Annotated in this window: 18 protein-coding genes and 1 tRNA gene; 12 read left to right on the top strand and 7 right to left on the bottom strand. The window is 39.8% G+C overall.

Features of this window, described 5'->3' with window-relative positions; translation table 11 throughout:
* Positions 1-29: 29 nt before the first annotated feature.
* Positions 30-2,132, top strand: a complete 2,103-nt coding sequence (locus GR929_RS09285; protein ID WP_159519046.1) for a tetratricopeptide repeat-containing sensor histidine kinase — start codon at positions 30-32, stop codon at positions 2,130-2,132.
* A gap of 63 nt (positions 2,133-2,195) precedes the next feature.
* Here the strand turns inward: GR929_RS09285 and GR929_RS09280 are convergent, their stop codons facing one another.
* The 3 genes from GR929_RS09280 to dacB form a co-directional block, all read right to left on the bottom strand.
* Positions 2,196-3,143 carry a phosphoribosylaminoimidazolesuccinocarboxamide synthase gene (locus tag GR929_RS09280; RefSeq protein WP_159519044.1) on the bottom strand — a complete coding sequence of 316 codons (948 nt, stop codon included), beginning with the start codon at positions 3,141-3,143 and terminating at the stop codon, positions 2,196-2,198.
* Complete coding sequence (locus GR929_RS09275; protein ID WP_159519042.1) at positions 3,140-4,132, bottom strand: PhoH family protein; 993 nt, start codon at positions 4,130-4,132, stop codon at positions 3,140-3,142. Before GR929_RS09275 ends, GR929_RS09280 begins: the two co-directional genes overlap by 4 nt.
* Positions 4,133-4,247: 115 nt before the next feature.
* Positions 4,248-5,735 carry a D-alanyl-D-alanine carboxypeptidase/D-alanyl-D-alanine endopeptidase gene (dacB, locus tag GR929_RS09270; protein WP_159519040.1) on the bottom strand — a complete coding sequence of 496 codons (1,488 nt, stop codon included), beginning with the start codon at positions 5,733-5,735 and terminating at the stop codon, positions 4,248-4,250.
* A 187-nt stretch (positions 5,736-5,922) separates the two neighbouring features.
* Here dacB and GR929_RS22150 point away from each other — a divergent pair, with 187 nt between their 5' ends.
* The 3 genes from GR929_RS22150 (at position 5,923) to GR929_RS09255 (ending at position 8,579) form a co-directional block, all read left to right on the top strand.
* The gene (locus GR929_RS22150) at positions 5,923-6,192 is read left to right on the top strand and encodes a fluoride efflux transporter FluC (RefSeq protein WP_159519038.1); all 270 of its coding nucleotides are present in this window, start codon (positions 5,923-5,925) and stop codon (positions 6,190-6,192) included.
* 504 nt (positions 6,193-6,696) lie between these two features.
* The gene (locus tag GR929_RS09260; RefSeq protein WP_159519036.1) at positions 6,697-7,032 is read left to right on the top strand and encodes a hypothetical protein; all 336 of its coding nucleotides are present in this window, start codon (positions 6,697-6,699) and stop codon (positions 7,030-7,032) included.
* A gap of 200 nt (positions 7,033-7,232) precedes the next feature.
* Positions 7,233-8,579 (top strand): sigma-54-dependent transcriptional regulator, encoded by a 1,347-nt coding sequence (locus GR929_RS09255; protein ID WP_159519034.1) that lies wholly within the window; start codon positions 7,233-7,235, stop codon positions 8,577-8,579.
* 6 nt (positions 8,580-8,585) lie between these two features.
* Here GR929_RS09255 and GR929_RS09250 read toward each other — a convergent pair whose 3' ends face one another.
* A complete protein-coding gene (locus GR929_RS09250) occupies positions 8,586-8,954 on the bottom strand; it encodes a hypothetical protein (protein ID WP_159519032.1) in 369 nt (122 codons plus the stop codon).
* Positions 8,955-9,174: 220 nt separating this feature from the next.
* On the opposite strand from GR929_RS09250, the gene GR929_RS09245 reads away from it, so the two are divergent.
* The 3 genes from GR929_RS09245 to GR929_RS09235 all read left to right on the top strand — a co-directional run bounded on the left by GR929_RS09245 (position 9,175) and on the right by GR929_RS09235 (position 11,831).
* Complete coding sequence (locus GR929_RS09245) at positions 9,175-9,540, top strand: DUF190 domain-containing protein (RefSeq protein ID WP_159519031.1); 366 nt, start codon at positions 9,175-9,177, stop codon at positions 9,538-9,540.
* A 323-nt stretch (positions 9,541-9,863) separates the two neighbouring features.
* Positions 9,864-11,165 (top strand): phosphopyruvate hydratase, encoded by a 1,302-nt coding sequence (eno, locus tag GR929_RS09240; RefSeq protein WP_159519029.1) that lies wholly within the window; start codon positions 9,864-9,866, stop codon positions 11,163-11,165.
* Between the two features lie 216 nt (positions 11,166-11,381).
* Positions 11,382-11,831 (top strand): VOC family protein, encoded by a 450-nt coding sequence (locus tag GR929_RS09235; protein ID WP_159519027.1) that lies wholly within the window; start codon positions 11,382-11,384, stop codon positions 11,829-11,831.
* A gap of 30 nt (positions 11,832-11,861) precedes the next feature.
* On the opposite strand, the gene rho is transcribed toward GR929_RS09235, so the two are convergent.
* Entirely contained in the window at positions 11,862-13,583 is a 1,722-nt protein-coding gene (rho, locus tag GR929_RS09230; protein WP_159519025.1) for a transcription termination factor Rho, read from the bottom strand.
* Between the two features lie 368 nt (positions 13,584-13,951).
* On the opposite strand from rho, the gene GR929_RS09225 reads away from it, so the two are divergent.
* On the top strand, positions 13,952-14,818 hold the full coding sequence (locus GR929_RS09225; protein ID WP_159519024.1) for a sigma-70 family RNA polymerase sigma factor: 867 nt from the start codon (positions 13,952-13,954) through the stop codon (positions 14,816-14,818).
* A gap of 75 nt (positions 14,819-14,893) precedes the next feature.
* A complete protein-coding gene (rpe, locus tag GR929_RS09220; RefSeq protein WP_159519022.1) occupies positions 14,894-15,547 on the top strand; it encodes a ribulose-phosphate 3-epimerase in 654 nt (217 codons plus the stop codon).
* 247 nt (positions 15,548-15,794) lie between these two features.
* Here the strand turns inward: rpe and feoB are convergent, their stop codons facing one another.
* Positions 15,795-18,251, bottom strand: coding sequence for a ferrous iron transport protein B (gene feoB / locus GR929_RS09215; RefSeq protein ID WP_159519020.1), 2,457 nt, complete (start codon positions 18,249-18,251; stop codon positions 15,795-15,797).
* A gap of 143 nt (positions 18,252-18,394) precedes the next feature.
* Here feoB and GR929_RS09210 point away from each other — a divergent pair, with 143 nt between their 5' ends.
* The 3 genes from GR929_RS09210 to GR929_RS09200 all read left to right on the top strand — a co-directional run bounded on the left by GR929_RS09210 (position 18,395) and on the right by GR929_RS09200 (position 19,558).
* Positions 18,395-19,135 carry a hypothetical protein gene (locus GR929_RS09210; protein ID WP_159519018.1) on the top strand — a complete coding sequence of 247 codons (741 nt, stop codon included), beginning with the start codon at positions 18,395-18,397 and terminating at the stop codon, positions 19,133-19,135.
* Entirely contained in the window at positions 19,122-19,418 is a 297-nt protein-coding gene (locus tag GR929_RS09205) for a thiamine-binding protein (RefSeq protein WP_159519016.1), read from the top strand. Before GR929_RS09210 ends, GR929_RS09205 begins: the two co-directional genes overlap by 14 nt.
* A gap of 66 nt (positions 19,419-19,484) precedes the next feature.
* A tRNA-Arg gene (locus GR929_RS09200) sits at positions 19,485-19,558 on the top strand.
* A 261-nt stretch (positions 19,559-19,819) separates the two neighbouring features.
* On the opposite strand, the gene GR929_RS09195 is transcribed toward GR929_RS09200, so the two are convergent.
* On the bottom strand, positions 19,820-21,868 hold the full coding sequence (locus GR929_RS09195) for an OmpA family protein (protein ID WP_159519014.1): 2,049 nt from the start codon (positions 21,866-21,868) through the stop codon (positions 19,820-19,822).
* Positions 21,869-21,870: the final 2 nt, after the last annotated feature.

Raw genomic sequence — 21,870 nt, 5'->3', positions numbered from 1 at the left:
TAATAAATCCTTTAAAATACAATGCCGATATGTTGAGGCAATCCTTGCTTTATATAATCTTGTTTTATGGGTTTTTAGGACACAGAGTTCAGGGACATGAGTTGCCGAAGTCGGATCGTTCGGATCGATTGGCGAATTTAAATTATCTTGAGGATTTAATTTCGCGTGATTTGGATAGTGCCATAATTATAGGTAATACTATTTTAGAAGAATCAACAGTTTCTGATTCTATTTTAGTTGAAACAAAGATTTTATTGGGGGGGGCATATTATGATCTAGGACAAAAAGATACTTCGTATAGCATTCTTAATTCAGTTTTAAAGCAAGCTCAAACAACAGGAAATCGATTGGTTGAAATTAAAACCCGCACTCAAATAGCTTTTAAACTCAAGAATGATTACCAATTTGAAAAAGCTATCAAACATCTAATAAGTGCTGAGCGATTATTGCAAAATTCTGATCCGATAGATCTTCGTTTCAACATTTTAAACACACTGGCTGCCACCCACCGTAAAATGAAGGACTATTCGAGTGCACTAAACTACTTTACTTATTTAGAAGAAAACTATTATTATCAGTTAAGTTCGGAACAGCGCCGCACGTTGTTTATGAATAAAGGGAACGTTTATGCTGTTCAGAAGAATTATGCAAAAGCAGAAGAGCTATTTAATAAAGCCTATGAAGAGACTTTAACAATTGACAGACCAGATAGCAGAGCGTTGATTACGTATAATTTGGGAGCCTTATATTATCGCCAACAGAAATTTGACAAATCAGTAAAATATATCTCAGAATCGTTAAAGTCATATCTGAAAATCGGAGATCAGGTTTATATTGAGCGTTGTTACCGGGTACTAGGAGCTATTGCTATGGACCAAGGGAAGCTTTCTGAAGCTGAAAGCTATTTTTTGAAAGCCTTAGATATTGCACAACGAATCGCTCAAAAAAAATCGATATTAGGAAATTATAAGAATTTATATCTTCTTTATTGGGAAAGAGGACTTGAAACAGGTGAGCTTTCAGATTTGAATGATGCGCTTTTGTACATGGAGAATTATCGCTTAATGAACGATAGCCTTTATAAAGTTGAAACAGCCGAAAAAATACTGGAGCTGGAGAAGCAATACGAAACAGAAAAGAAGAACAACCAAATTACGATACTGGAAAAGGAGAACGAACTAAAAGAGGATGAAATTGTATTGCAACGCACCCAGCGTAACTACCTGCTGATTGTTATGTTGTTGGTGACGGGCATACTGGGTATCTTCATTTATTTTTATTATTACAACAGAAGAATCAACAGGCTTTTGCAACTGCAGGGCAAACGCATTTTAAATCAACGAAATAAAATATCGAAACAAAACAAGAAGCTCGAAAGCTCTATAAGTACGCAAAATAAACTATTTAGCATTATTGCGCATGATTTACGAAGTCCATTGGTTTCAATCTCGAATGTTTCGAAGCTGATTGGCTTTTATTTACATGATAAGCGCTATGGCGAACTTGAATCGGTTGCACAAATGATGGAGCAAAAGAATGAGCAAGTATTGGATTTGACTGACAATCTGCTCAACTGGGCGAAAAGTAAAACGGGACAGCTCGCTCCAATGTTTGAACCCATTCATTTTAGCGAAATTTTGGAAGACTGTATGGATTTGTATCAGCCAATTGCACAGGCCAAGGAAATTCATCTTAGTTATGCCGATAAAGAGGATGTGGTGCTTTGGAGCGACAGTAATATGTTGAAAACAATTTGCCGCAACTTGATCAATAATGCCATAAAATTTACACCACGAGGAGGATCGATTATTATCGATTATCTGAAAAAAAAGAAGTTTGTGGTGCTTTTTGTGCAGGATTCCGGGGTGGGAATCCCAAAGGACAAAATTGCTTCGTTGTTTAAAATTGATCGGGCAAAATCTACTTCGGGCACCGAAGGTGAAAAAAGCTCGGGATTGGGCTTGACTGTTTGCAAGGAATTTACTGAAGCCATGAAGGGGGAAATATGGGTTGAAAGTGAAGTTGGAGAGGGAAGTCGCTTTTGTGTGAAATTGCTGATGTTTAATCCTGATATTCATCAAACGAGGCGGACTACTGCTTCTACAACGGATTTTAAGGTTTCAGCGAACTGAGTAAAAAGAAAACATCCGAAGTTGAATGCTCCGGATGCTTCGGCAGTTTATATTTTACTTGCCTTACAATGTCGAAAGGAAATCAGTCACATTTTTTTCAATGCGGGACTGAATGGCATCCACGTCCGATTTTTGGAAACTGTCGCCTGTAATCTTCTCAAATAACTCGATGTACCGTTCAGATACGGAGCTCACAAAGGCTTTGTCCATTACCGGAATTTGTTGGCCTTCTTTTCCTTGAAATCCATTTTCGATGAGCCATTGGCGTACAAACTCTTTTGAAAGCTGTTTCTGACTTTCACCTTTTTGCAGGCGCTCTTCGTAACCTTCAGAATAAAAATAACGGCTCGAATCGGGAGTGTGAATTTCGTCAATCAAGTAAATCTTTCCATCTTTTTTACCGAATTCATATTTGGTATCAACCAAAATCAATCCCTTTTCGGCAGCGATCTCTGTACCACGTTGGAACAATTTGCGAGTGTAGTCTTCCAGCATTTCGTACTCTGCTTTGCTCACCAAACCTTGCTCGATAATGGCTTCGCGCGAAATATCTTCGTCGTGGCCTTCGTCAGCTTTTGTTGTTGGTGTTAGAATTGGTTCGGCAAATTTTTGATTTTCAACCATTCCTTCCGGCATCGGAACACCGCACAATGTGCGTTTTCCATCGCGGTATTCGCGCCAGGCATGCCCGGTTAGGTAACCGCGGATTACCATTTCAACTTTAAACGGTTCGCAATGGTGACCAACTGTTACGTTTGGATCAGGGGTTGCAATCTTCCAGTTCGGAACAATATCCGATGTAGCATCCAGAAATTTCTCGGCAATCTGGTTCAAAACCTGACCTTTGAATGGAATTCCTTCTGGTAAAACCACATCGAAGGCTGAAATACGATCCGATACGATCATGACTAGATATTCGTCATCAATATTATACACATCTCGGACTTTTCCGTGGTAAACACTTTTTTGCTTGGGAAAGTTAAAATCTGTTTTTGTTAATGCTTGCGTCATTTCTTATTGTTTTTATCTTTTTTGAACTCTTCTTTTCTTGCTAATTCTTTTTGGTAATGCTGGTCGTAGGCATTCACGATGTCTCGCACCAATCGGTGGCGAACAATATCGCGGGTATCAAATTGTACAAAAGAAATATCCTTAATATTTCGCAGTATTTTTTTTGCCTGAACCAGACCTGATTGATGAACCGATGGCAAATCGATTTGAGTTTCGTCGCCGGTGATAATGAATTTTGCATTCATCCCCATTCGGGTTAAAAACATCTTCAGCTGGTTGAGGGTGGTGTTTTGGGCTTCATCCAAAATTACATACGCATCGCTCAACGTGCGACCGCGCATAAAGGCCAGCGGAGCAATTTGTATGATGCCGTCTTTCATGAATTCCTCCAGCTTTTTTGCCGGGATCATGTCTTGCAAAGCGTCGTACAAGGGTTGTAAATACGGATCAATTTTTTCCTTTAAATCACCGGGTAAAAAACCTAAACGTTCACCGGCTTCCACGGCAGGGCGACTCAGAATAATTCGCTTTATTTCACGATTTTTCAGTGCGCGAACGGCCAATGCAATTGCAGTGTAGGTTTTCCCCGTTCCGGCAGGGCCAATGGCAAAAACCAGGTCAGATGTTTTGCTTTCTTCTACCAACACGCGTTGGTTCGGTGTTTTTGCCCGAATGGGTTTCCCACTATTACCATGAAGTAAAACTTCTCTATCAATTCCGGTTTCTATTTGGTTCAGATCATTATTCATGACCTGTTCAATTGTATCAACGCTCAGCACATTAAACTGATGATAGTGATCAAGTAGTAAATGAAATTTCTTTTCAAAAGCTTCACTTTCTTTCTCATCACCCTGAATAATTAATTGATTGCCGCGACTGACAATATTCAATTTTGGGAAATATGTTTTGATCAGATCAATTTTGGTGTTGTTTACACCGTAAAACTCCAGAGGATCAACGCCTTCAAGATATATTTGTTTTTCAAACATAGACTAATTTAATTCCGCTATTTGTAACAGCAAAAATAGTAAAATTGTTGGGAGTCGTTTGAAAATTATATCGCTGGGCTTTTTGTCTTTACAAAGAATGAAGATTGTGGGCTGGCTAGTTTTTCGAAATGGTCACCAATAACCCTTCAACGAGTTTGATGGCTTGTGACTGTTTACAATTAAAATTGTTTAAAAAGATGGCAAATAGAATCGGCTGTTTATTATGGGTAATCAGCTCTCCTGCATAACACCTGACTCGGGTCATGCTTCCACTTTTCGCTCGCAGCGTTTTGCCGGGAAAATTTATTGGGTTGAAGTAATAAAGCGTTCCGTCAGGAACATAGGGAAGGGAGCTGAACCAGTTTTCACCTTCGGGACTTTGGTTTTTCATGTAATACATGATTTGAACCATTTGTTTGGCGGTTAGGCAGTTGAAATGCGATAACCCACTTCCATCGGCCATAAACAGGCCATCCATATCAATGCCTCGTTTTTCCCAAAAGTCAGTTATGACATCAATTCCTTTTTTTGTTGAGCCTTGCCCGTGGATCATATACGCTAAATATTTCAGCAGGTGCTCGGCAAATAAATTCACACTTTCGTGGTTGGTTACCCGAATGATGTCGAGCAGTGGTGGCGATGTTGTTTTTGCAATCAGGTGAGTTGATGAGTCTTTCAAATTGCTTTGCTGACTTTCAATTAAACCACCAAGTGTTATTTGTGCGTCTGATAACCGGCTCTTAAAATTCCAAGCTAACAAATAGGGTGGGTTTGGCACCGAAGCTTTTATAATAAAGTCATTACGTCCCTTAGGAATTGTTCCTCGAATGGTTCGCTGGTTAACCATGGGAGCACCAAAAACATAGGCTAAATCTCGATTCACATCAGACGACCTGACTTCATTATTAATTTCCAAGTTTGGAATAAATGGCTTCGTGTACTTTAATGTCGTTAATTCTCCGGCCACGGCTGGCGATGAGAAATGGATTTGATACATGTTGTCGTACACCGAAATTCCGCTGGCTCCGGCCCCGTAATAGTTGCCCAGGTCTTCCCATATCCAGGTGTTCGGAACCATCTGTTCTTCAAAAATAGTAGCATCGGTAATTAAATTACCGGTGATGTGGCTAATGTTAAGCTCCTTTACAGCGGTGCTCCATTCATCCAGAAAATGGTTTTTGAGGTAGTGTTCCTTAAAATACTTCGATCCCAAAGCCGGATCGGCACCACCAACAATAATCAGATCGCCAAATAAAGTGTCATGCTTAATTTCACCGGAATAGCAAAGTTCAGTTTCAAAACGAAAGTCAGATCCAAGTATTTCTATCGCCGTAGCAGTCGTTACCAGTTTTAAAGTTGATCCGGGAGCTAGACTTAGTTGCGGATCGGTTTCGGCTAGAACTTCTCCGGTTTCAGCATTTTGAAGGTAGATGCCAATTCCGGCATGTTTCAGGTAGTCGTTACTTTTCCAAAGCGTTATCTCATCTTTCAACGACCAATCTTGTCCCTGAGCGTTGCTTGTTGCAGGAAAACTCAAACTTAATATGATGACTAAATAGTGTATCAGCTTTTGCATGGGGCATTTCTGAAGTTCGACTTCCATCCATTTAGAATGTCGATTATAATTATAAATTTGGACGGAAGGTATTCATTTCACCTGAAATTATAAAAAAATCAACGTTAAAAACCATCTTCATTGTTGGTACAGGAGGCTTTTTCGGGAGTGTTGCACGCTATTTTATGCAGCTCATCGTTGAGCGGTATTTGCACAGCTTGTTTTCAAAGGGGCTTTGTTTGCAAATGTAGCGGGGTGCGTTCTTATTGGATTGGTGTATGCTTTTTCTGAACGCGGAAATTTGCTTGTTCCTGAATGGTGTCTATTTATGACCGTTGGTTTTTGTGGTGCGTTTACAACGTTCCCCGCCTTTGCTTATAACAGCCTTTCTATGCTTTCTGAGAATAACTTGCTTCAGCTTTTAAGGAATATTAGTTTGAATGTGATTGTAGGAACGGGGGCAGTCTATATAGGAATTGTTGCTATTCGTTTCATCTATAGTTAATTCTTTTCCTTTCAATTTAAATTTGTGGTTTAAAGCCAGATGCTTTTTTAATGTTAGCAGTTTTTATTATTTATTATCATTAGTGTCCGGTTAAAATTTCAAATGATGGGCTAAAGCCCGCGTCATATCTGGCATTCACTAACCCCGGGATTAATCCCGGGGTTAGTCATCGCACTAGAGCGTCCGGGCTTTAGCCCATAACTCCATCTTGTTGAATATCAACTGTTCTATTTTCATTCGTTTCTCGCATCACCCAAGTTTTTATTTTTCCCAGACAACAGTGATTTATTATGTAGAAAGTTTCTACAATTACACGGGTAATCCCCATTTGCTAATTTTGTTCTTTGACCCGCGTGATGTGATTAAAATTGTTGGTAGTCTGTTGTTTTTTAATTGGTTATGTGTTGTTGTTGGCTCGAGTGTACTTTGTGGCACACTTATCTCTATAAGGGAGGGTGTAGAGTTAATGATTACAAATTATTTAAATATTAAAATTAAAAGGTTATGAAAAAAGTAATGATAATTACAGCCGCAGTAGCAATTATGGGAATTAGTGTACCTGCCGCAAGTGTTTTAGCAGGAAATGCAGTGAAAGCTAAAATCGTTGCTCAGCAGGATGTGAAATATGAGAAAATAGATAAGGAAGATTTGCCCGAAGCAGTAAGCAAATCTATTTCTGAAGGGTATGCTGACTACACAATTTCTGAGGCTTTTAAAGGTACCGATGGTAGTTTTAAAGTGAAACTTGAAAACGGAAGTGAAAAACTTGCTATCTTTTTCAACGAACAGGGTGAATTTCTGAAGATTAAAAAAGAAGATCAGGCAGCTCCAATGGAGTAAGGCTCATCACTTTAATAAAATATAAGAATTGCTTGGATGCTATAGAATAAGTGTCTTAACCTCTATCACGAAGATTAGATTCTGACTGATAGAGGTTTTTCTATTAAACTTTTTTTCAGCAGAAAACTATACTATCTGAGATAGTTCAACGTTATTTTTAATCAACTAAAGAATATTAATACGATCGTGTTTTAACTCATATGATAAACATTCTAATTATAGACGACGATGTTACTTTTTGTTTCATGTTGCAAACTTTGCTAGAAAAGAATAAGTACCGCGTAACAACTGTTTTTTCACCCATTGAAGCCAAACGGATTATTCAGGAAAAAGAGTTTGACATTGTCATGACTGATCTTAGGATGCCGGATATGAGTGGAATGGATCTGATTCGGTTAATCAAAAATCAGGCACCCGCGTCGCAGATTATCATGATGACTGGTTATGCTGATATCGCCACCGCTATTGAGTCCATCAAAAAGGGAGCATTTAACTATATCCCCAAGCCTTTGAATCCGGACGAAGTGTTGAACGTAATAAAAGAGGCATTGCAGGCTGCAAAAAATGAGACAGCCGCGTCGGTCAACGAAAGCAAAAGGGGAAAGACATCCGATTATAAAGAAGGAGTCAGCCGTCCATCACGAAAGTTAAATAAACATATTGAATTGGTTGCGCCTACTCCCATGTCGGTGCTTATTACCGGGGAAAGTGGTACCGGAAAAGAATACGTTGCCCGATTAATTCACAATAAGAGCAAACGTTCCGACAAGCCTTTTGTGGCAATTGATTGTGGCGCAATTCCCAAAGAGTTGGTTGCCAGTGAGTTTTTTGGGCATGTCAAAGGATCGTTTACCGGCGCGATTGGCGATAAAGTAGGAAGTTTTGAAGCCGCCAATGGAGGGACCTTATTTTTAGATGAAGTAGGAAATCTTCCGTATAACACGCAAATTCAGTTATTACGGGTATTGCAAGAGCGAAAGATAAAACCCGTTGGAAGCAATAAGGACGTAGGTGTGGATGTTCGGATTATTGCTGCAACCAACGAAAATCTGACCGGTGCGCAAGAGAGCGGTGATTTCCGCGAAGACCTTTATCATCGGTTGAACGAGTTTCAGATTAATGTGCCACCCTTGCGGGAACGAAAGCAAGATATTATGCTTTTTGCGCATTACTTTTTGGAGCAAGCAAATCAATATCTGGAAAAAGCTGTTGAGGGCTTTGACAAAAGTCTTGAAGAGGTGTTCATGAATTACGGTTGGCCGGGTAATTTGCGCGAGATGAAAAATATTGTCAAACGAGCAACCTTGTTGGCTCATGGTAAGCAAATCACCCTGAAAGAAATTCCAGATGAGTTGTGTGCTGGGCCAGAAAGCAACCAATTCGGTCTGTATCGTAAGGAAAATGAGCACCAGGTTATTCGCAGGGCATTGGAAGCAGCAAATTACAATAAAAGCCAAGCTGCCCGGTTGCTGAAGGTTGATCGGAAAACCTTGTACAATAAAATTAAGGCTTACCAGATTGAGCTTCCTGAAAAAAATAAAAGCTAGCTTTCTTTACTCAATATTGTAGTCTTTTTGAATGGTGGCAACCAGCTGTTCAACTTTTTGAATGAGTTCTGGCGTTTTACTGTCCCACTCTTCGGATGCAAGTTTCTTTTCTTCCATTAGCTCCAAAATAGGGATGAGCTCATTCACCTCAAGACTTTTAAAAAGTGGCAGCATTTTATGAGCTACATTCGACAACATCCGGTGATTTTCCCGATCATGGTATAATTTTAAATAGGCCAGATTTTGTTTTGTTGAAGCTACAAATGATTGCAAAATCATCCGGGTGCTGCTGTCGTCACCCGATGTAAAGGCTGCTATCCGAGTGGTGGAATAGCTGGATCCGGCGGTATATTTTTTATCAAATTCATATTTCATGATGGCGTACTCTTTCTGGGTTCAAAAAAATATAGCTGTTTTATTTTATAACAAGGGCTTCGGAAATTTGTTGTTTAATTAGGAGATGCTCTATGCTGATTTGGAGTGGTAATACGTTTCAATCCGAACCAGTGTAACATAAATGAGTAGGCGTAAGAGTGATAACTGTTTTATTTGCAGGGTGTTAATAATGAATTTAAACGTTTAATAGAGCTACATCATGAAAGGAAAAGCAAGTGTATTGAAAGTTTACATTTCCGAATCAGATAAGATTGGATCATCGCCATTGTATGAGGAAATTGTCAAAGAAGCAAGAAATGCTGGATTAGCCGGAGCAACTGTTCATCGGGGGGTCTTGTCATATGGTGCCAGTCATTCCATTCATACCATGAAAATATTTGCCTTGTCCAGTCACCTCCCTGTTGTTGTCGAGATTGTTGATGAGAAGAGCAAAATTGGTGCGTTTTCAAAGCAGGTAAGCGAATTAATTGGTGACTCCAAAAAGGGAGCATTGGTGACCATTCAGGATGTGGAGGTGGTAGAATACAAGTCGGGAGAAAAATATAGTCAGTTTAAAAAGAGCTAGAATGGATTACGTGTTTTGGTAATTCATTCAAAATAAATGAACTAATTGGTCAATTTTTAGTACATCTGTGTTAGAGGTTGTCGAATAGACGCATTGATTAGTCCGTATTTTCAGCTCGTAAATAACAGCTTCTAATTGTGTTCTCCAGGCGTTTCTTTTTATTGATTTAACGCCAGTACTGGTGTAGTTAAATTTAGGTTATCCCTTTGCTGTTGTGCTTATGATTTTCAGGGGGATTTCGTATATTTGCGATCGGTTTTTGAAAGTTTTTAAAAATCAGTGTATTAAGATAAATTACTAAGTTTAATTCAAAACCATAAATCATGTTAATTAATAACGTCGTTGGTAGAGAAATTTTAGATTCTCGCGGTAATCCTACAGTGGAAGTTGAAATCACTTTGGAATGTGGAGCTATTGGTTTGGCTGCTGTTCCTTCTGGTGCTTCAACAGGTGAAAATGAAGCTCTTGAATTGCGTGATGGCGATAAAGGCCGTTACCTTGGAAAAGGAGTTTTAAAAGCTGTAGAGAACGTAAACAACGCAATCGCCAAAGAAATTATTGGTATGGATGCTTCTAACCAAGTTGCTCTTGATAGCAAGTTGTTGGAGCTTGATGGTACCAAAACAAAATCAAAATTAGGTGCTAACGCGATGTTGGGTGTTTCTTTAGCCGTTGCCAAAGCTGCTGCTAATGCACTTGACCTTCCATTATATCGTTACATCGGTGGAGCTAATGCAAAAACATTGCCTGTTCCAATGATGAACATCATCAACGGAGGATCTCACTCTGATGCTCCTATCGCTTTTCAGGAATTCATGATTCGCCCAATTGGTGCTCCTTCTTTCCGTGAAGGATTGCGTATGGGTGCTGAGGTTTTCCACAGCTTGAAAAAAGTATTGTCAAAACGTAATTTGAGTACTGCAGTTGGTGACGAAGGTGGTTTTGCTCCAGCTTTGGACGGAACTGAAGATGCCTTGAACTCAATCATCGAAGCTATTAAAAACGCTGGATACAAACCAGGACGTGCCGAAGATGGTGGTGATGTTTCTATCGCATTGGACTGCGCTGCTTCTGAATTCTTCAGCGACGGCGTTTATGACTATAGCAAATTCGAAGGAAAAGACGGAGCAAAACGTAATTCTGAAGAACAAGCTGCTTATTTGGCCGAATTGGTTTCTAAATTCCCGATCGATTCAATCGAAGACGGAATGGACGAAGGCGACTGGGATGGTTGGGTTAAATTGAACGCTTCTATCGGTGATAAGTGTCAGTTAGTTGGTGACGACTTGTTTGTAACGAATGTTGAGTACCTGCAAAAAGGTATTGAATTGGCTGCTGCTAACTCAATCCTGATTAAAGTAAACCAAATTGGTACGTTGACTGAAACATTGGATGCGATTGAAATGGCACACCGTGCAGGTTATACTTCAGTAACTTCTCACCGTTCAGGTGAAACTGAAGATTCAACTATTGCTGACATTGCTGTAGCGACTAACTCTGGACAAATTAAAACAGGTTCATTGAGCCGTTCAGACCGTATGGCAAAATACAACCAACTGCTTCGTATTGAAGAGCAATTGGGTGCTGCTGCTATCTACGGATACAAAAAAGTATACAAGAAGTAATTCCTTACTACAAAATAATAAAAAGCCGCTTTCCGAAAGGAGAGCGGCTTTTTTGTTGAGGTAAAGTCATTCCGAACTTTGTATTTTCATTAAACGGGTTGATATCATTCTCTTTTAAAACTAATCTAAATTGAAACAAGTTTAGCATAATTCTGGCAGGTTTTGTATATTGGCGATTGACGCTCTATCAAATTAAGTCATTGAAATACTTTTCAGGTGCAACCTATAATCGATCACATTCAAATTACCGTCAGGGATCTAAAAGTCGCTGAGAAGTTTTACGATAAATTCTTGCCAATAATCGGTTTTGATATTACGAATAAAGTGAGTGCATTTATCGAAGAGCACGATTTTCATGTCGTTGAGTATACGCACAATCAATTGGCTTTTGCGATTACTTCGCCAAGAGAGGCCTTTAAAAATGAGCCGATACATCGCAGAAAACCCGGAGCGTTGCATCATTTAGCTTTTAAAGCCGAATCGCGAGCTGAAGTTGATCAGGCTTATTCGGAGTTGCAAAGGATTGGGGCTGTCATTGTTTCCGAACCCCAAATACACCCGGAGTACGGTGAAAACTATTACGCTGTTTACTTTAAAGATCTGGAAAATATGAAGTATGAAATTGTGTGTAATAGCATCAAAGAAAAAGGGCTTCACAAATTGTAAAGCCCTTTTTCTTTGAATTTCTTTTATTGATCATTCGCTATTCATCGAAATCAAAAATTCTTCAATCGAATCTGTGCGCATCAGGCGCGTTTTAATGAAATCCATTGCTTCCAATGAGTTCATGTCAGCCAGATAATTGCGCAAAATCCATATTTTATCCATCATTCCTTTAGACATTAGCACGTCTTCGCGGCGTGTACTTGAAGAAACAATATCCACAGCTGGGAAGATGCGTTTGTTCGACAATCTGCGGTCGAGTTGCAGTTCCATGTTACCTGTTCCTTTAAATTCTTCAAAGATAACGTCATCCATTTTAGATCCGGTTTCGGTCAATGCTGTCGAAAGAATGGTTAATGAACCTCCTTCTTCAATATTTCGGGCTGCTCCAAAAAAGCGTTTCGGTTTGTGCAAAGCGTTAGCATCAACACCACCCGACAATACTTTACCTGAAGCCGGTGCAACCGTATTGTACGCACGAGCAAGACGAGTAATCGAGTCAAGTAGAATGACCACATCATGACCACATTCAACCATTCGTTTGGCTTTCTCCAAGACCATTCCGGCTACACGAACATGGCGGTCGGCTGGTTCGTCAAAAGTTGAAGCGATTACCTCTCCATTCACGCTTCTTGACATATCGGTAACTTCTTCCGGGCGCTCATCAATCAATAATACGATCATGAATACTTCCGGATGGTTAGCGGCAATTGCGTTGGCAATTTCTTTTAATAACATGGTTTTACCCGTTTTGGGCTGAGCCACAATTAAACCACGCTGTCCTTTCCCGATTGGAGCAAATAAATCAACAACCCGTGTTGAGATATTGTCGTGTCCATTTCCTGTGATGTTGAATTTCTCAGTAGGGAAAAGCGGAGTTAAATGGTCGAATGGAACACGATCTCTAATGTAATCAGGAGTTCTTCCATTGATTTCGACTACTTTAATAAGCGGGAAATATTTTTCACCTTCTTTGGGAGGGCGAATTGTTCCGGTTACTGTATCTCCTGTTTTTAGGCCAAATAGTTTGATCTGAGATTGAGAAACATAGGTGTCGTCCGGAGAGTTCAGATAATTATAGTCAGATGAGCGCAGGAAACCATAACCATCAGGCATAATCTCCAGAACGCCGGAATTGGTAATAATACCTTCAAATTCATATGATTTATCCGTTCCGGAATTTCCATGTTTACTCTTACCATGCGGTTGGTTGTTGTCCCATTTGGATTGCTTGGGCTTCCGTTGCTGTGGTTGCTGTTGTGTGTCAGGAGCTTTTTTATGTTCCTTTGCACCTTGATCCTGAGATTTATCTATTTTTTTAACAACCGTAGGCTTAGACTGCTGATGTTTATCTTTCTTGACTTCTATTGTCTTATCCTTGGCAACGTCTGGTTGAGAGTCTGTAGGTGGTTTTCCTTGATCGCCTGTTTTCTTCGACTTGTCAAAGAATGAGGACGCCTTTACAACCGTTGCACGTTTGCGCTTTTTAGGCTCTGGATTTTTATTACTCTCTTGATTCTGAGAGTCCTTATTGTCTTGTTTTGTCGGGGCGCCGGTATTGGCTTTACTTCTAGGCCCTTTTTCTTTTTTTGACGGTTCTGATTTTTTTTCAGAAGCAATAATTGCCTGAGTATCTAGTATCTTATAAATCAGGTCTTGTTTTTTGTAGGATTCTACTTTCTTAATGTTAAGCTCCTTAGCGATTTCCTTTAATTCGGGAACCAACTTTTTGCTTAATTCAATAATGTCATACATATATTTTGAAATTAATTACATCTATTCAATGTCTGGAGGAGAAAAGTAATAAAATGCCTTTGGGTAAAATAGTCGGACAACGTTAAAATGTCGTTATATTCTGCAATTATAAGTAATATGAAACTATTACCCAAAAAAAGCGTTTAATTTCTATGAATATTTTAATAATTTACAAATTCGATCCAAAACCAAAACCATTGCTTTTTGTTCATTCATATAGAAAAACAGCCTATTCATAACGAATTTCGTTTAACTCATGAAATAAATGTGTAGAATTGTAATAAATCATCTGAATTAACTATTTTCACTTCCGTAAATTGAGTAAGGATGATTTTCCTTAATTGGTGTTATTATAATACTCAGCTCCCATGAGACAACTTAAAATTACAAAGCAAGTTACCAACAGAGAAACCTTATCTCTTGATAAGTATCTGCACGAGATTGGCAAAGTTGAACTGCTAACTGCCGAGAAGGAAGTTGAACTTGCTAAACGTATTCGGAAAGGTGATCGCGCCGCGTTAGAAAAATTAATAAAAGCGAATCTTCGTTTTGTCGTTTCAGTTTCGAAACAATACCAGAATCAAGGATTGAGTCTTCCTGATTTGATTAATGAAGGGAATTTGGGCTTGATTAAAGCTGCCGAACGCTTTGACGAAACCCGTGGGTTTAAATTTATTTCGTATGCGGTGTGGTGGATTCGCCAGTCGATATTGCAAGCACTTGCCGAACAAGCCCGGATAGTCCGTCTGCCTTTAAATAAAATTGGATCGATTAATAAGATTAACCGCGCATTTTCGAAGTTGGAGCAAGAGTATCAGCGGGAACCCACGGCGGCGGAGGTGGCTAAAGTATTGGAAACAACTGCAGGAGTTGTGGAGAATGCTATGAAAGTGTCAAGTCATCATGTTTCGATGGATGCTCCAATGCGTGATGAGGATGGCAATAATCTTTACGATGTGATGCTGAATGACGAGTCTCCCAGCCCGGATAACGGCCTGCTCGATAACTCATTGAAAAAGGAAATTGAACGGACGTTATTAACCTTAGGCGAACGAGAAGCCGAAATTTTAAAATATTATTTTGGGTTGAATGGCTATCGTCAACACACGCTGGAAGAAATAGGAGATATTTTTAGCCTTACTCGTGAGCGAGTTCGTCAGATTAAAGAAAAATCAATTAAACGGTTGAAAAACAACTATCGAAATCGCTTGCTGAAAGCTTATCTGGGACAGTAAAACTAACTATCAACCCAAAAATTCAATTTTCACAAACGAGGAGAAAACCTACCTTTGTGTAAAAAGATATAGTATATGAGTACACAACTTGTCGCCCCTTCGATCTTAGCTGCTGACTTTTCCAAATTAGGTAGAGATATTGAAATGATTAATAGCAGTAATGCTGACTATATTCATTGCGATATTATGGATGGAGTTTTTGTTCCGAATATTTCATTTGGAATTCCTGTTGTTGAAAAAGTTGCTGAAGTAGCAAAGAAACCACTGGATGTACACTTAATGATTACGAATCCTGATCATTTTATTGTTCCATTTCGTAAAGCCGGAGCTTCCATATTGACGGTGCATTACGAAACTTGTCCTCATTTGCATCGAACCGTTAGTTCAATTAAAAATGAAGGAATGAAAGCAAGTGTATGTTTAAATCCGCACACTCCCGTTCATTTACTTGACGATATTATTTCCGATCTGGATATGGTGCTCATTATGTCAGTAAACCCGGGGTTTGGAGGACAAACATTCATTAAAAATACCTACCAAAAAATTCGGGAGTTGAAAGAGCTCATCATGGTTAAAAATCCAAAATGTTTGATTGAGGTAGACGGTGGGGTGAACTTTGAAACTGGACGTAATCTTTATGAGGCGGGTGCCGACGTGCTTGTTTCAGGAAGTTTTATTTTTAAAACTGACGACCCGATTGCAACCATCAACAAATTTAAAACACTATAACCAATTTACATTGCCTGACCGGGAGGACAGTCAGGCTTGCTTTTTAGCTCTTTTAAGCTGCAACTTGTTGTGCAAATGCCGCACTTGCCCTCGTCTGATGTTGAGTTCCTTTGCTTTTTTAGCGAGCTCATTAGCTGGTAGATTTTCCAAATAACAAGCCCAAAAGTAATCGCCAAAATTAAGTATGTGATAATTTCCTGTACCATGCTGATTTCAATAAGGAATTGGATGCCGGAAATGTTTTCGCTTAAAAGAAAAACCGGGATATGTGCAATACGACAAACGATAAAACCCAGGCTAAGGCGGTGGTGTAGAACATCGTAAATATGGCCCAGAATAATTTGCCTGATTCATTTCGAATAGCGGCAATTACTCCTATACAAGGGAAATATACCAAAATAAAGATTAAAAATGCCAGAGCTACCGGAACCGAAATGATGAGCTGCCCTTTTTTCGGGCCTGTTGTATAACGTTCCTGCTGAAGTTTCTTGGTTAAGCTAACTTCTTGGTCGTCTTCGACTTGGTACAGCACACCCATGGTGCTTACAACAATTTCTTTGGCGGGCAATCCAGCCAATAAACTAACGCTCATTTTCCAGTCGAAGCCTAAAGGGCGCATAACCGGCTCAATAAATTGACCGATTCTACCTAAATAGGAATTCTGCAAACGTGTTGCTTCTTGCTTTAATTCAAGCTGATGAATTGTCTTTTGCTGAGCTTGCGTTTCCTGATTCGTTTGAAGTTGTTCAATTTGAGTAGCAATTTGCTTTGTTGCATCGGTTTCGCGGGGGAAATAGCCCAATGCCCAGATAATAATTACTCCAATCAAAATTACACCACCAATTTTTTTCAGGTATTGCCAGGTTTTATCCCACATGTGTATCAATACATTTCGTGCTGTTGGAATTCGGTATGGGGGTAACTCTAAAACAAATGGAGTTTCCTTACTTTTAAAAATGGTTTTATTGAATAATTGGGCAATCAGGAAAGCAATAAATATGCCTGTAAAATAGATTCCGACTAATACAAGTCCCGGGTTGTTGGGGAAGAATGCTGAGATAAACAACACATAAACCGGAAGCCGGGCACTGCACGACATAAATGGGATAATCAGCATGGTTAAAAGTCGGTCGGTTGGGCTGCGTAATGTGCGGGTAGCCATAATTGCCGGCACATTACATCCAAATCCCATCACCATCGGGATAAAAGATCGTCCGTGAAGACCAAAGTAGTGCATGATTTTATCCATGATAAATGCAGCACGTGCCATGTAGCCGGAGTCTTCCATGATGGAAATAAAAAAGAAAAGAATCAAAATGTTGGGTAGAAAAACCAATACACTTCCAGTTCCATCAATGATTCCGTTCGTGATTAAATCGTGTAACATCCCGTCTTCCATGTGCGACGATACGAAACCACTCAGTGCACCTACCAGATTTTCAATCCAGGTCATGGGGTAACTGCCAAGCGTAAATGTGCTGTAAAATGCAACGAAGATGAGAACAATAAAAATTGGCATGCCCATTAATGGGTGCGTTAAAACTCCATCAATCTTTTCTGATTTGGATTTTTCTTTTTTTAATTTCTGTTTGAAATTCTCTTTTAGTGCCCCTGATATAAAGCCATATTTGGCATCGGTAATTACCGTTTCGCTATCTTCGTTAAAAAGCGTCTCAATTCGGTGCGACTCCTCTTTTGTGATTGCTTTTATCTGGTCGAAATTTGAATAGCGCGACAAGTTGAAAAATGTTTCATTATCTTTTTCAAGCAATTTTAAAGCTAAAAAGCGAGAGGATATTTTGTCGGTAATGGGTTTGTTTTCCTTTATTTTAGCGCGTATCCTGCGAATCGATTTTTCAACTTCTTGCCCATAGTTAATATGGACATGCCGCACAATCGGATCACGATCTTCATAAACTTCAATCGATTTTTTCAGTAGCTCGTCAATACCTTTGCCTTTCGAGCTAATTGTGGGAATGATAGGAATCCCCATCATTTCACCCATTTTCTCGTAATTGAAAATGCTTTTGTTTTTCAACAGCTCATCATACATGTTTAGTGCACAAACCACTTTGATGTCCATATCAATGAGCTGGGTCGTTAAAAACAGGTTGCGCTCCAAGTTCGATGAATCGAGTACGTTGATAACAAGATCCGGTGTTTCTTTCCAGATGTATTTGCGCACGTATATTTCTTCGGGCGAATAGGCCGTCAGAGAGTAAGTTCCAGGGAGGTCGATCAGGTTGAATAAATAGCCTTCTTTCTCGAATGAAGCTTTCTTAGCGCTGATGGTTACGCCACTGTAGTTGCCAACATGCTCTTTTGAACCCGAAAGGAAATTGAAAAGAGTGGTCTTTCCGCAATTTGGATTTCCGACCAAAGCAATGTTGATAATCTTGCCCTTTTCGTTGGCCGATTTCTTCAAAATCTCCTTATCAATGACTCCTTCATAATTAGCATTGATAACTTCCTTCGCTTCGTTAAATGAAACCACTTCAATCAGGTTAGCCTCAGAACGACGCAAGGTAATATTGTAATCCAAAATTTTAAACTCAATGGGGCCTTTAAAGGGGGTGTTTTTTACAACTCTGACTTCTTTGCCCTTTACAAATCCCATTTCAGTGATTCTTTTTCGGAAAGAACCATGGCCCAGAACTTTTGTTATTATTACTGTTTCGTTATTTTTTACATCTGAAAGCCTCACCCACTATCCCCTTTATGCTAATTTGATTTAAATTAAAATAGAGTTGCAAAGATATTTAAGTTTTTAAAAAAGATTGGAAAAATACAGTAAAAGCCATGCATGATTTTTGCATTAGCTTAACTTTGTAAACTGAAGGAACTAATATGAAAGATGAAAACCATTTAAAACACATACAAGATGCAATTAATGCTTTGCCCGAAGAGTTCAATATCCTGGAGGAGCAAATCGACATTAATTTGCAAATGACCTATTTTGACAAAGCCAAAGAATTACGTGATGCAGAGTTTGATGAATCGTTGATTGATAAAGCCAAGGCTGATTTGTATAGCGATGAGGTTAGCTTGGAGGACAAAAAGCAATTGTTAGTTCAGCTGGCAGGTTTTGACGATATCGAAGCATTCCGCGTTATTGAAGCTTTTTATAAGCAGGCTCCAAAGGAAATTAGAGATTGGGCGGTTCTTGCATTTCAGGAAAGCCGCATGGTAATTCAAAGTTCTTTGCTTGGCGAACAGCAGGTGTTCATTTCAACCGGACTCGGGGGTAAAGGAAAAAATATTCGTTACTCCGTAGCCATGCATAGCACGGGGGAGGGGCAGGCGTTTAATGACACCCAAAAGAAGCTGGTAAAAAGTGAATTCGAGTATTTTTTACAGAAAAGTGAAGGGGAGTTGGAAGAAATAAGTTTTGAAGATCAATATGCATTGGCGGTATTTTTATTTCCTTTAAAAGAAAACTTGCATATCATATTTAAATCTTTCATTGACGAATGCAACCAGTTTGGTAATTTCCTGAGTGAAGATGTCATTATCACCAATGTAAAAAGGTTGAACGTTGAAGAATTAGATGAATTTTTAAAAAACAATGATCAAGATGAACAAGAATAAAGTAAATATGGCTTTGCAGGTGCTGCCTCAGGCTGAAGGTAAAAACAGTTATGAACTTGTTGATACAGCCATCCACCTTATACAGGAGTCCGGACTAACCTATCAGGTATGTCCGTTTGAAACGGTGATTGAAGGTAAATTTGATGAATTAATGGACTTGGTGAAGCGCATTCACCAAGAGCTTGAAAAAAATGGAACAGAAAAATTAATGACTTATATTAAGATTCAGACTGTTTTTCAGCAAGATGTGACAATCGACGATAAAATGCACAAATATAAATGAGAAAAAAAGCAGAAATAATTTGATTCTTATTTCTAAAAAACGTTATATTTGCACCGCTTTAGCACTGGACCTGTAGCTTAATTGGATAGAGCACCTCACTACGGATGAGGAGGTTGTGAGTTCGAGTCTCGCCAGGTTCACAAAAAAAACGAGGCGTTTACAGAGATGTAGACGCCTCGTTTTTTTTGTGGGTACAACAATTTTTAATCGGCATTCAGGCAGTATTTTCTTTGACCATTCTGGATGGGATACCTCAGGCTTGGTTTTGCAAAACTTTGAAGAATAAAGTAAAAATGGCAACATGCAAAAATTCCACGAAGTATTTAAAACTGAAAAGAGGTTGGCTTAAAAAGTCCAGCCTCTTTTTATCATCAGAACCAATGAAGGTTTGAATTGAGTACTTACTTCACCGGAATAATATCAACGACAACGGTCCGGTTGTAAAAACGTTCTTCCGGGAACTTGTTGTTGAACGGCGCTAAGCTCTTATCTTCACCAAAACCGAGAACTTCAAACTTAACATCGCTTCTGTTTGATTTGGCCAACGCTTTTTCCATAATGGCTTTGACGTCATTTGCCCGTGCAGTCGATAAGTTCAGATTTCGATCTTCGTCACCAATAACATCGGTATGGCCATGGATGATCACCAAACCGTTTTTCGGAACTTTTGGAGTTACCACTTCGGTCAGATATTTATTATACATCGCAATGGCTTCAGAATTATTGAACTCGTAGATCACACTGAATCGCATCATTTCGTCGGTAACCGGTGGGGTCCAAAGAACCAGGTTCGCTGTCGTTTCTTTCTTGATTTCCTTACCACTAGCGGTCCGACCGATCATTGTCATTTTGTAAGTGCCTTCAGGATTTGAACCTAAAATGGTTTTGCCCGGTATGCTTACCGATTCCTGGGTGTAGGGTCCAAATTTCTGAACATTTCCTTGTTTGTCTTTTGTTTCCACCGACCAGGATGAGAATGCTTCATCAGCACCAGCATTGTTGAAGGTGACATAACTATCCAGTGGGGCTTCCTGAACAGCATTGATTTCAACCGGTTTGAGCGGTACATCATTGCCACTATGGAACTCCATCAGCAATTCAGGAGAGTTGCTTGCAATAGAAACCCGGCGGTCTTCTTCACGAAGCAAAGCCAATTCGAGCTGACCACCTGGTTGTTCCGATGGGGTTACTGGTTTTAAACGGCCTTCCGTTTTGATCCTTGCCGGAGCAATTCCAAAGACATCAACCAGGTATTTTTTGGTTGATTCAGCCATTGCTTTTCCGTCTGCAATCCCTTCTCTCGATGATCCGGTCATACTTACATTGGTATTCGGATAGTCCACCATGCGGTCGCCAAGGATGTTCAATATATTATAATAGACCGTCATCTGGCGTTTTGAGCGGGCAGCCACTTCTTTCGGTGTAGATACTTCCAGTTGGTCTTCACTAAAATCTTTTACCTGATCTTTCCGCAACACGACATAACGGCTGGGGATTTCAGTAGATCCTTCGTTGAAGAATACATAATTACGAACCGGGAATGTTTCCCTTACCCGACGTTCGGCAGGAATATTTTTAGGTGCATTAACTGAAAAAGTTACCTCAGGTTCGACAATTAAAGCTGCCGGCACAAAAACTTTTTCAGAAGCTTCAACTTTCTTGCCGCGACCAAATTTAAGCGCAAGCCCTGCTCTTACTGTTGTTAGGTTCCAAGATTCGATTGAACGGGGATCTTGTCCAAAATAAGGATGAAAGGCAACAAAAGGAGAAAGCACGACTTGTGTTTGATTGGCATCTGCTGAAAGTGAGATGTCGTATCCGGCGCCAACCTGCATCGAGATGATGGATTTGTTCATTTCGCTGAATTCACCGTCTACATCCGGAGTGACCGGTTGATTTGGATAATCAGGATTAATGCCTTGTTGGTACAAGAAATTCTTGTCAAGGTTAAAAGCCAGGCGCGGTCCACCGTAAATATAAAAGTTTGATTTGAACGGTGCGATGCGCAGGCTTGGTTCAACCGTGAGGTATGAAAGGCCGGTTTCTAAATCTGCCGGGCAGTTACACGGTGTTGTTACCTGGTCCCACGAACCTTTGCGGTTGTCGTATCCAGCCTGAAGCATGAAGCCCAACATGGTTTTCGGGCGATGAAACTCGATGAGTGGAGCAACGAAAAGCCCAATTCCCTGGCCATCGTGAAAAGCTGTTGGCACCATAAAGGCATCGGTTAATTGCTGGGTAGTTCCCTCGTGAAAGTTAAAGTTTGCACCACCAGCTGCACCAAACCACCACGATGGTTTGGTGAACTTAGCCTCTTGTGTTTCCTGGGCTTGAAGGGGTGACTGCACGGCAGTCAGGATGAAGGTGCCAGCCAGCACACATTTGACTACCAGTTTATAAGGAAACCGCGCCAGGCGCGATTCCTTGTTTAATATTTTATTCAGTTTCATTT

Source organism: Sunxiuqinia indica (genome assembly GCF_009847015.1).
Lineage (GTDB): Bacteria > Bacteroidota > Bacteroidia > Bacteroidales > Prolixibacteraceae > Sunxiuqinia > Sunxiuqinia indica.
The sequence above is the reverse complement of the archived record's forward strand: the minus strand, read 5'-3'. Positions and strand labels throughout refer to the sequence as shown.

Coding starts and splice junctions, on each gene's coding strand:
- GR929_RS09210 (WP_159519018.1), top strand. CDS start 18,395: ATGAAAGATGAAAACCATTTAAAACACATACAAGATGCAATTAATGCT.
- eno (WP_159519029.1), top strand. CDS start 9,864: ATGTTAATTAATAACGTCGTTGGTAGAGAAATTTTAGATTCTCGCGGT.
- GR929_RS09225 (WP_159519024.1), top strand. CDS start 13,952: ATGAGACAACTTAAAATTACAAAGCAAGTTACCAACAGAGAAACCTTA.
- GR929_RS09255 (WP_159519034.1), top strand. CDS start 7,233: ATGATAAACATTCTAATTATAGACGACGATGTTACTTTTTGTTTCATG.
- GR929_RS09195 (WP_159519014.1), bottom strand. CDS start 21,868: ATGAAACTGAATAAAATATTAAACAAGGAATCGCGCCTGGCGCGGTTT.
- GR929_RS09245 (WP_159519031.1), top strand. CDS start 9,175: ATGAAAGGAAAAGCAAGTGTATTGAAAGTTTACATTTCCGAATCAGAT.
- rpe (WP_159519022.1), top strand. CDS start 14,894: ATGAGTACACAACTTGTCGCCCCTTCGATCTTAGCTGCTGACTTTTCC.
- GR929_RS09280 (WP_159519044.1), bottom strand. CDS start 3,143: ATGACGCAAGCATTAACAAAAACAGATTTTAACTTTCCCAAGCAAAAA.
- GR929_RS09275 (WP_159519042.1), bottom strand. CDS start 4,132: ATGTTTGAAAAACAAATATATCTTGAAGGCGTTGATCCTCTGGAGTTT.
- rho (WP_159519025.1), bottom strand. CDS start 13,583: ATGTATGACATTATTGAATTAAGCAAAAAGTTGGTTCCCGAATTAAAG.
- GR929_RS09285 (WP_159519046.1), top strand. CDS start 30: ATGTTGAGGCAATCCTTGCTTTATATAATCTTGTTTTATGGGTTTTTA.
- dacB (WP_159519040.1), bottom strand. CDS start 5,735: ATGGAAGTCGAACTTCAGAAATGCCCCATGCAAAAGCTGATACACTAT.
- GR929_RS09250 (WP_159519032.1), bottom strand. CDS start 8,954: ATGAAATATGAATTTGATAAAAAATATACCGCCGGATCCAGCTATTCC.
- GR929_RS09205 (WP_159519016.1), top strand. CDS start 19,122: ATGAACAAGAATAAAGTAAATATGGCTTTGCAGGTGCTGCCTCAGGCT.
- GR929_RS09260 (WP_159519036.1), top strand. CDS start 6,697: ATGAAAAAAGTAATGATAATTACAGCCGCAGTAGCAATTATGGGAATT.